Raw genomic sequence first — 10,190 nt, 5'->3', positions numbered from 1 at the left:
GGCATGGGGAGCGTGGTTGGACCTGCGCTGCCGAAGCAGAAAAGACCCGCCGGCACGCACGGGGCGTGCCGGCGGGCCGGCGCGTAATTCCGCTATTGCTATTGCTATTGCTACTGGCCCTGCTTGAGCTGGTCCAGGATCGCGGGATTTTCCAGCGTGGAGGTATCCTGCGTGATTTCCTCGTTCTTGGCCAGCGAGCGCAGCAGGCGCCGCATGATCTTGCCGGAGCGGGTCTTGGGCAGGTTGTCGCCGAAGCGGATGTCCTTGGGCTTGGCGATCGGGCCGATTTCCTTGCCCACCCAGTTGCGCAGCTCGGCAGCGATCTGCTTGGCCTCTTCCTCGTTGGGGCGCGAGCGCTTGAGCACCACGAACGCGCAGATGGCCTCGCCGGTCATGTCGTCCGGGCGGCCCACCACGGCGGCTTCGGCCACGATCGGGTTGGCCACCAGCGCCGACTCGATTTCCATGGTGCCCATGCGATGGCCCGAGACGTTGAGCACGTCGTCGATGCGGCCCATGATGGTGAAATAGCCGGTCTCCTTGTCGCGGATCGCGCCGTCGCCGGCCAGGTAGAGCTTGCCGCCGAGTTCTTCGGGGAAGTAGCTTTTCTTGAAGCGTTCCGGATCGCCCCAGATGGTGCGGATCATCGACGGCCACGGGCGCTTGACCACCAGGATGCCGCCGCTGCCGTTGGGCACGTCCTGCCCGGTTTCATCGACGACGGCAGCCATGATGCCCGGCAGCGGCAAGGTGCAGGAACCCGGCACCAGCGGCGTCGCACCCGGCAGCGGCGTGATCATGTGGCCGCCGGTCTCGGTCTGCCAGAAGGTATCCACGACCGGGCAGCGCTCGCCGCCGATATTGCGGTAGTACCACATCCAGGCTTCGGGATTGATGGGCTCGCCCACCGTGCCCAGCAGGCGCAGGCTGGACAGATCGTATTGCTTGGGATGGATCTTCTCGTCGGCGTCGGCGGCCTTGATCAGCGAGCGGATCGCGGTCGGCGCGGTGTAGAAGATGCTGACCTTGTGGCGCGCGATCATGTCCCAGAAGCGGCCGGCGTCGGGATACGTGGGCACGCCTTCGAACACTACCTGGGTAGCGCCGGCGGCCAGCGGGCCATAGGCGATATACGTGTGGCCGGTGACCCAGCCGATGTCGGCGGTGCACCAGAAGAGATCGTCGGGCTTGACGTCGAAGCTCCACTTCATCGTCATCAGCGCCCACAGCAGGTAGCCGCCGGTGCTGTGCTGCACGCCCTTGGGCTTGCCGGTGGAGCCGGAGGTGTAGAGCACGAAGAGCGGGTGCTCGGCGCTGACCGGCTCCGCCTCGCAGGTTTCCGGCTGGCCCTTGGCGACGTCTTCCATCGAGCGGTCGCGGCCTTCGGTCCAGGCGACCTTGCCGCCGGTGCGGCGATACACCACCACGTTCTTCACTGCCTCGCAGCCACCGAGCGCCAGCGCTTCGTCGGCAATGGCCTTGAGCGGCAGCGCCTTGCCGCCGCGCATCTGCTCGTCGGCGGTGATCAGCGCGACCGCGCCCACGTCGACCAGGCGCTCCTGGAGCGACTTGGCGGAAAAGCCGCCGAACACCACCGAGTGCGTAGCGCCGATGCGCGCGCAGGCCTGCATGGCCACCACGCCTTCGACCGACATCGGCATGTAGATGACGACGCGGTCGCCCTTCTTGATGCCGAGCCCCTTGAGGCCGTTGGCGAACTGGCAGACCTTGGCGTGCAGCTGCCGGTAGGTGACCCTGGTGACGCCACCGTCGTCGGCCTCGAAGACGATCGCCACCTTGTCGGCGTTGCCGTTGTCCAGGTTGCGGTCCAGGCAGTTGTAGGAGGCATTGATCTCACCGTCCTCGAACCACTTGTAGAACGGTGCATTGCTTTCGTCGAGCACCTTGGTGAAAGGCTTGCTCCAGTGCAGCTGCTCGCGCGCATGGCGTGCCCAGAAGCCTTCGTAGTCGCGCCCGGCCTCGTCGCATAGTGCCTGGTAGGCCTCCATGCTGGGGATTGCGGCCTGCTTTGCGAATGACTCCGGGGGATTGAAAACGCGATGCTCCTGCATCACCGATTCGATGGCGGACATTTATTTGTCTCCTGATTTGGCGTGGCTGCTTGGCTGCAAACTTACGCCCGACGGCTTACTGAATCCTGACGTGGTGCCTGGCAGCGGCAAACCCGCCCGAAATCGGCCCTGCCCTGCTGCAACGCAGCATGCACACGGGCGCCGCCAGCCAGGCACGCCCTCCACGAAGCCGTCCGCGTGGCGATGTGCAGCCTTCTCCATTAGGCTAGCACAGCTATAATGCCGCGAGCCCTATTCCCAACATGGCGCTGCGGCATTCGCCGGGTTTCCGTGCGCCGCACGCAGCACGCGCACGCCACGCCGCCTTGCCTATCCACTCCCTCCTCCTGATCGCCGCGATGGCCCTCGTCGGCAGCAATGTCGGACTGGGCAAGGCCATCGTGGCCTATGTGCCGATCCTGCTGTTCGCGCTGCTGCGCTTTGCCATCGCCATCGCATGCCTGGCGCCCTGGTACCGGCCCGCGCGCATGCGAGCCGTGTCGCGCGGCGAGTGGACCAACCTGTTCCTGCAGGCGTTCTTCGGCACCTTCCTGTTCACGCTGCTGATGCTGGGCGGCGTGCGCCTGACCAGCGCCATGGCCGCGGGCGTGATCACCAGCACCATCCCGGCCACGGTCGCCCTGTTGTCCTGGCTGATCTTGCGTGAACGCCTGTCGCGCCGCACGGTCTTCTCGGTCTTGCTGGCGGTGGCCGGCATCGTGGTGCTGAACGTGGCGCGCGGACCGGAACATGGCGGTGGCGGCGGCGTGAACAGCGGCGGGCATGCGCTGCTCGGCAACCTGATGATCATGGGCGCGGTGATCTGCGAGTCGATCTACGTGATCCTGTCGCGGCGCCTGGCGCAAACGCTTGCCGCCATCGAGATCTGCGCGTACACGCACCTGATCGGCGGGCTGTTGATGTTGCCGCTGGGCCTCGTGCCGCTGCTGACGTTCGACATGACCTCCGTCCCCGCCGGCATCTGGCTGATGCTGCTGTGGTACGCGCTGTCGGCCAGCATCTTCTCGTTCTGGCTGTGGATGAAGGGCGTGCGCCATGTGCCGGCGCAACTGGCCGGTGTGTTCACCGCAGTGCTGCCGGTTGCGGCGGCCACCTACGGGATCGTCTTCCTGGGCGAGCAGCCGGGCTGGGCGCATGGCGTGGCGCTGGCCTGCGTGCTGGCCGGCATCGCGCTGGCAAGCTGGCCGGGGCCGCTCGCCAGCCGGGCGTGGCGGGACGACAGGAACGCAGCGGGCGGCACTGGCCGGGATCGGGCAGGCTGAGCGGGTCGAAATGCCGGATGTGCTGGATGTACGGGATTTGCGCGATTCGCGGTATTTGCGGGATTTGCGAAATCTGCGCAATGTACAATCGCGGCCTCTCCCTTACGACCAGCTTTCAATACCCATGGCATCGAATCCCATGTCGAACCAGCCCAGGCGGCTCAACCCGCTTGCCAGCCTGATCTTCTCTTCGCGCTGGCTGCAACTGCCGCTCTATCTCGGCCTGATCGTCGCGCAGGCGGTCTACGTCTATCACTTCGGCGTCGAGGTCTGGCACCTGGTGGCGCACGCGACCGAGTATGACGAGACCAAGTTCATGCTGGTCGTGCTGGGCCTGATCGACGTAGTCATGATCTCCAACCTGCTGATCATGGTGATCGTCGGAGGCTACGAGACGTTCGTCTCCCGCCTGGGGCTGGACAACCACCCGGACGAGCCGGAATGGCTCGACCATGTCAACGCCGGCGTGCTCAAGGTCAAGCTGTCGATGGCGCTGATCAGCATCTCCTCGATCCACCTGCTCAAGACCTTCATCGACGCCGACCAGCGTGCCCCGAACACCATCATGTGGCAGGTGATCATCCACCTCTCTTTCCTGCTGTCGGCAGTGGCAATGGCTTTCGTGGACAAGCTGGTGTCGCATGCCCCGCCCGCGGGCGGGCACGAGAAGGCACACTGAGCCTGGCGTGCCGCGCACTGCCGGCCATGAAACCGCAGCCCCGGCTGCGGTTTTTTTTGCCCGCGGCACGGGTGTCGGGTACGCCGCACGCCACGCCCCCCGAGTCACTTTCCGCAATGTCGACACGCGCATGCAGGCCGGCGCCCGCCCCCGCCGCGGTGTATCATCCCGGGTTGAATTTCCCCTCGACTGTCCCCCCATAAAAATGACTGTCATCAAGCAAGAAGACCTCATCCAGAGCGTCGCCGACTCCCTGCAGTACATCAGCTACTACCATCCGATGGACTACATCACCAGCCTGGGCCGAGCCTACGAGCTGGAACAAAGTCCGGCCGCCAAGGATGCGATCGCGCAGATCCTGACCAACAGCCGCATGTGCGCGGAGGGCAAGCGCCCGATCTGCCAGGACACCGGCATCGTCACGATCTTCGTCAAGGTGGGCATGGACGTGCGCTGGGATGGCGCCACCATGGGGCTGTCGGACATGATCAACGAGGGCGTGCGCCGCGGCTACACCCATCCGGACAACGTGCTGCGCGCCTCCATCGTCAGCCCGCCCGAAGGTGGCCGCAAGAACACCAAGGACAACACACCGGCCGTGATCCACTATGAAGTGGTGCCGGGCAACACGGTGGACATCCAGGTCGCGGCCAAGGGCGGCGGCTCGGAGAACAAGTCGAAGTTCGTCATGCTCAACCCGTCCGACTCGATCGTCGACTGGGTGCTCAAGACCGTGCCGACCATGGGCGCCGGCTGGTGCCCGCCCGGCATGCTGGGCATCGGCATCGGCGGCACCGCCGAGAAGGCCATGGTCATGGCCAAGGAATCGCTGATGGATCCGATCGACATCCAGGACATCATCGCCCGCGGCCCGCAGGACTGGATCGAGGAAATGCGCGTCGAACTGTACGAGAAGGTCAACGCGCTGGGCATCGGCGCGCAGGGCCTGGGCGGCCTGGCGACCGTGCTGGACGTCAAGATCATGGGCTACCCGACCCACGCGGCTTCCAAGCCGGTGGCGATGATCCCGAACTGCGCGGCCACCCGCCACGTGCACTTCACGCTGGACGGCAGCGGCCCGGCCAAGCTCGAGGCGCCTGACCTGTCGGCCTGGCCGAAGGTGGAGTGGGCACCGAACACCGAGACCTCCAAGCGCGTCGACCTGAACACTCTCACGCCCGAGGAAGTCGCTTCGTGGAAGCCGGGCCAGACCCTGCTGCTCAACGGCAAGATGCTGACCGGCCGCGACGCCGCGCACAAGCGCATCGCCGACATGCTGGCCAAGGGCGAGAAGCTGCCGGTCGATTTCACCAACCGCGTGATCTACTACGTCGGCCCGGTGGATCCGGTGCGCGATGAAGCCGTGGGGCCGGCCGGCCCGACCACCGCCACGCGCATGGACAAGTTCACCGAGATGATGCTGGCCGAGACCGGCCTGATCTCGATGATCGGCAAGGCCGAGCGCGGCCCGGTGGCGATCGAGGCGATCAAGAAGCACAAGTCGGCCTACCTGATGGCGGTCGGCGGCGCGGCTTACCTGGTGGCCAAGGCAATCCGCCATGCGAAGGTTGTCGGCTTCGAGGACCTCGGCATGGAAGCGATCTACGAGTTCGACGTCAAGGACATGCCCGTGACGGTGGCCGTGGACAGCGAAGGCACCTCGGTGCACAAGACCGGCCCCGCCGAATGGCAGGCCAAGATTGCCAAGATCCCGGTCGCCGCGCTGTAAGTCGGCTGCTCGATGACAGCCTCGCTGTCGACGCAAAGCCGGGTCGCTCGACCCGGCTTTTTGCTTGCCGGCCTCCCCTGTTTTCCACTATGCCCCACGCACTCGTGAACAACGCACCCATCGGCATCTTCGATTCCGGGCTTGGCGGCCTGTCGGTCTTGCGCGAGGTCCGCGCCCTGCTGCCGCACGAGTCGCTGCTATACCTGGCCGACTCAAGGTACAACCCCTATGGCGAGAAGCCCGAGCGCTTTGTCGAGGAGCGCACGCTGCAGGCCTGCGAGTGGCTGGTGGCGCAGGGCTGCAAGGCGCTCGTGATCGCCTGCAACACAGCGACCATGCATGCGGTGCACACGCTGCGCGAACGGCTGGCGCTGCCCATCATCGGCGTCGAGCCCGGCCTCAAGCCGGCAGCCGCCGCGAGCCGCAGCAAGGTGGTTGGCGTGCTGGCCACCGGCAACACCCTGAAGAGCGCGAAGTTCGCGCGGCTGCTGGCCTCGCTCGAAGGCGAGAGCCGCTTCGTCTGCCAGGCCGGTGCCGGACTGGTGTCGTTGATCGAGCAAGGCGATATCTCCGGACCGGCCGTGCGCGAAAAGCTCGACGCGTATCTGGCGCCGATGCTGGACGCCGGCGCCGACACGCTGGTGCTCGGCTGCACGCACTACCCCTTCCTTTCCGACACCGTGCGCGGCATGGTCGGCGAACGGCTGGCGCTGGTCGATACCGGCAGCGCCATTGCGCGGCAGCTGCAGCGCAAGCTGGCCGAGCACGGCCTGGCCGCCGGGCCCGGGGCGGCGCCCCGCGACCGTTACGTCACGACCAGGGACGCGGCGCATCTGCGCGACATGGCCGCCGCGCTGCTGCATGTGGAGGCACGCACCGAGATGGTGGCGATCGAGCCCGCGCCCGCGCTCGGCTGAGCCGACTCGCCGTCCTCCTGCCCGCCCCGCTACTGGAGAAAGCCCAGCGGCCGCCGCTGCCGCACGTCGGGCTTGACCGCATGTTCCTGGCGCAGTTGCGCCAGGAATTCGTCTGGCGTCAGCGACTCGCCCAGCAAGCCGCATTGCCGCTTGACGGTGGCGAAGTCGCCCGGCGTCAGGCAATCCATGCGGGCCAGTTCCTCGCGCATGGTGCTGTCAAGCCGTTCGGCATCGCCGTCCAGCGCTTCCTCCACGAACATCGCCGCGCGCTGATCCGGCTTGAGTGGCAGGAAGCGGATCTTGAACGAGAAACGCCGCAGCGCGGCTTCGTCGATGCGCTCGAACAGGTTGGTGGTGCAGACGAAGATGCCGTTGAAGCGCTCCATGCCCTGCAGCATCTCATTGACTTCGGAGACCTCGTAGTTGCGCACGGCGTTCTGGCGGCTCTGCATGAAGCTGTCGGCTTCGTCGAGCAGCAGCACCGCGCCGTCTTCCTCGGCACGCGCGAACATGGCGGCGATCTGCTGCTCGGTCTCGCCCACGTATTTGCTCATCAGGTCAGAGGCGCGGCGGATCATCAGCGGCTGCTCCAGCGCCGTAGCGATATGCTCCGCCAGCGCCGTCTTGCCGGTGCCGGGCGGCCCGTAGAAGCACAACGTGCCGCGCTGGCGCGCCTTGAGCGCCTGCACGATCTTCCCCACCTCGTAGCGCGTCTCGAGGTTGAGATAGTCGAGGCGATAGTGCGTGACCACCGGACGCACCTCCGCCTCCGGGCGCAGGCCCATGGCACGGTCGGCATGGTCGAGCTGGCGCAGGATGAGCGCCTCCACCGGCTCGGCCACGCCCGGCCGGGCAAGCTGCACGAAGCGCGCAGCCGATTGCACCTGTGCCGGGGTCAGCGTCTTGCGCGCGGCCAGAGAGGCGATAAAGGCATCGCTCACGTCGAGCGCGCCGAGGTGCTTGCGGATGATGTTCTCGCGCACCAGTGGCGGCGGGATCTTCAGCTCCAGGTGGAACTGGAAGCGGCGCAGGTAGGCCGGGTCGATCTGCCGTATCGAGTTGGATATCCAGATCACCGGCACCGGATTCTGCTCCAGCGTCTGGTTGACCCACGCCTTGCCGTTCACCGAGCCGCGTGGATCTTCCTGCCCGAACAGGCTGGTCAGCTCGCGCGCGCTGCCGGGAAACACGTCCTCCACCTCGTCGAACAGCAGCGCCGTGCGCGGGCGGCCGCGCAGGAAGGCCTGCGACACCTGCAGCGAGCGATAGCGGTCCTTGCCCGAGAGGCTGTTGCCGTCGCGGTCRAGGCAATCCACTTCGTACAGCTCGCAGCCTGCTTCGCGCGCCAATAGCCTGGCGAACTCGGTCTTGCCGGTGCCGGGCGGGCCGTAGATCAGCACGTTGACCCCGCAGGCGTGCTGGCTGGTGGCGTTGGACAGCAGCGCCGAGAGATAGCGCGCATCGGTCTCGACGTGCGGATAGTCGCCGGTGCCCAGCGTGGGCGCCGCGGCAGGCCGCGTGAACACAGCCATCATCTCCGCCTCGTTGGCGTAGTTGCCCAGCAGCACGTGCAGCAGGCGGTCGGACAGGCGCATCAGGTCGCCGAGGTCGGTCACGCTGTTCTCGGGCAGCGGCTGCTCGATCAGGTTGAGCGTCTCCAGGCGCGAGCCGGGCCGCAGCGAGGCGGCCACCGCTGCCGGGCTGGCGCCGGTCAGCCCGGCCAGGATCTGGAAGGCCTCCTGGCTATGCGCCACCTTGCAGTCCACCATCACGGCGCGCAGGTCGCGCTTGTACTTGGCCAGCGCGGCGTACAAGAGCAGCTTGCGCTCATGCTCCGGCAAGTCCAGCACGTGGCTGAGCATGTCGATATTGCGCACCAGCAGCACACGCTCGCCGTCCAGGCGCGTAGCCAGCGCGGCCGCGGAGACGTCGAACACGGCGAACATGTCCTTGGCGTGGTGCTTGACGTATTCGTCGAGGTAGTAGAACAGCGCGCTCTCGTCGAAGGCGCTGTTCCATTGGCCGTGCCGCTCCAGGAATTCCTCCGGCGTCAGGCGCGCGGCGCCCTTCCAGGCGGGCATGTCGGCGCAGCGCGCGGCCAGGAAGCGCTGCACGCGCAACACCACGCCGTAGGGCCACACCATGTCCTGTGCGCTGACGGTCAGGATGTCGTTGATATTGCTGCGCAGGTTGAAACGCGGCCCCAGCGCGCACACCACGCGCAGGGCGAACTGGGCGCACATCCAGTCGAGCGCGGAAGTGCACGGCGAGCCGGCAGCGGCACGCAGGAGCGTCGAGCGGTCATCATCGGCGAAACGGGTGAAGTCCATGGCCTGATCCTCTCGCACGGGGAGCGCCGTCGGGGCGCGACGAATTGCTCTTCTTTTTTCCTATGCTAGCGCGCTTTGTGGCAGATCGGGCATTGCCGGCAACCCTGTGCCGTAAGGGCCGCGAATTTTGCCTGGCCATCGGTTGCGGGAGTGGAAAGCAAAAGCAAAATCGGCGTATAAAGACGGCTGCGCGAACGAAAGAAGCCGGCCGCCGCAAGACCGCGGAGGGCGAGCACGAAATGATCTCGCCTCCACGAAAGGCCGCATTGCGCAGAATGCCAACAAATAAGAATCATTATCGTTTATACTGATGGCCTGACACGCTGCCCCTAGAGCGGCGCTCCCACCGGCATACCCTGTTGAAGGAGCGTTTATCATGGAATTGCTGCTTAGCTTGCTGGTCGGTTGTGGCATCTCGCTGATCCTGTTCTATCGCAAATAGGCCCTATCGCTAATAAAGCCGGCGCCGCGCCAGACCGCCGACATCTGCTGTTTTCACATGTTCGATCAACGTTTTCTCAAGATCACGCTAGCCGTCCTGTTGTTCCACGTCGGCCTGCTTTACCTGATCCAGAGCGGGCTGGGGCGCAAGATCACGGAAGCCGTGATCTCCCCCGAAATCGTCGCCCGCATCATCCCGCTCGAACCACCGCAGAAGCCTGCGGTCGAGACGCCCAAGCCAAAGCCGGAAACCCCGCCCAAGCAGGTCAAGGTCACTACGCCCAAGCCCACGCCGCCGCAGCCCAGGCCCACGCCGCTGCCGGTACCGTCGCTGCCGCCCACGCCAAACGCCGTGGAAGCGCCGCCGGCACCGCCCGCGCCGCCTGCGCCGCCGGCACCTGCGCCTGAGCCGGCCGCTCCCGTGTCGTCCGCGCCGCGCGCCGTCGGCATCGGTGAAATCCAGTGCACGCCGCCGCAACCGGCTTATCCGTCGCAATCGCGTCGCATGGGCGAAACCGGCAAGGCCGTTGTCCGCCTGACCACGGATGAGAGCGGCAAGGTGGTAAAGACCGCGATCGTCAGCTCGAGCGGGTCCTCACGCCTGGACCAGGCCGCCGTGGATGCGGTCCAGCGCATGCGCTGCAAGCCATACATGGATAACGGTCGCGCCGTGGCGGTCACCGCCCAGCAGCCGATCGGCTTCGAACTCAACTGATTTCAATACCGACCTCACCAGGAA

Annotated in this window: 7 protein-coding genes; 5 read left to right on the top strand and 2 right to left on the bottom strand. The window is 66.2% G+C overall.

Features of this window, described 5'->3' with window-relative positions:
- Positions 1-110: 110 nt before the first annotated feature.
- The gene (acs, locus tag AC1DO7_RS10400; RefSeq protein ID WP_441619462.1) at positions 111-2,093 is read right to left on the bottom strand and encodes an acetate--CoA ligase; all 1,983 of its coding nucleotides are present in this window, start codon (positions 2,091-2,093) and stop codon (positions 111-113) included.
- Positions 2,094-2,398: 305 nt separating this feature from the next.
- Here acs and AC1DO7_RS10395 point away from each other — a divergent pair, with 305 nt between their 5' ends.
- The 4 genes from AC1DO7_RS10395 (at position 2,399) to murI (ending at position 6,680) form a co-directional block, all read left to right on the top strand.
- Positions 2,399-3,355, top strand: coding sequence for a DMT family transporter (locus AC1DO7_RS10395; protein WP_441619460.1), 957 nt, complete (start codon positions 2,399-2,401; stop codon positions 3,353-3,355).
- 124 nt (positions 3,356-3,479) lie between these two features.
- Complete coding sequence (locus tag AC1DO7_RS10390; RefSeq protein WP_441619459.1) at positions 3,480-4,034, top strand: TIGR00645 family protein; 555 nt, start codon at positions 3,480-3,482, stop codon at positions 4,032-4,034.
- Between the two features lie 205 nt (positions 4,035-4,239).
- Positions 4,240-5,763, top strand: coding sequence for a fumarate hydratase (locus AC1DO7_RS10385; protein WP_441619458.1), 1,524 nt, complete (start codon positions 4,240-4,242; stop codon positions 5,761-5,763).
- A 104-nt stretch (positions 5,764-5,867) separates the two neighbouring features.
- Positions 5,868-6,680 carry a glutamate racemase gene (murI, locus tag AC1DO7_RS10380; RefSeq protein WP_441619456.1) on the top strand — a complete coding sequence of 271 codons (813 nt, stop codon included), beginning with the start codon at positions 5,868-5,870 and terminating at the stop codon, positions 6,678-6,680.
- 29 nt (positions 6,681-6,709) lie between these two features.
- On the opposite strand, the gene AC1DO7_RS10375 is transcribed toward murI, so the two are convergent.
- Complete coding sequence (locus tag AC1DO7_RS10375) at positions 6,710-9,010, bottom strand: AAA family ATPase (protein WP_441619454.1); 2,301 nt, start codon at positions 9,008-9,010, stop codon at positions 6,710-6,712.
- A gap of 499 nt (positions 9,011-9,509) precedes the next feature.
- On the opposite strand from AC1DO7_RS10375, the gene AC1DO7_RS10370 reads away from it, so the two are divergent.
- Positions 9,510-10,166 carry an energy transducer TonB gene (locus AC1DO7_RS10370; RefSeq protein ID WP_441619453.1) on the top strand — a complete coding sequence of 219 codons (657 nt, stop codon included), beginning with the start codon at positions 9,510-9,512 and terminating at the stop codon, positions 10,164-10,166.
- Positions 10,167-10,190 lie beyond the last annotated feature (24 nt).

The sequence above is a fragment of the Cupriavidus sp. 05N40 genome, assembly GCF_056397305.1.
The sequence above is the reverse complement of the archived record's forward strand: the minus strand, read 5'-3'. Positions and strand labels throughout refer to the sequence as shown.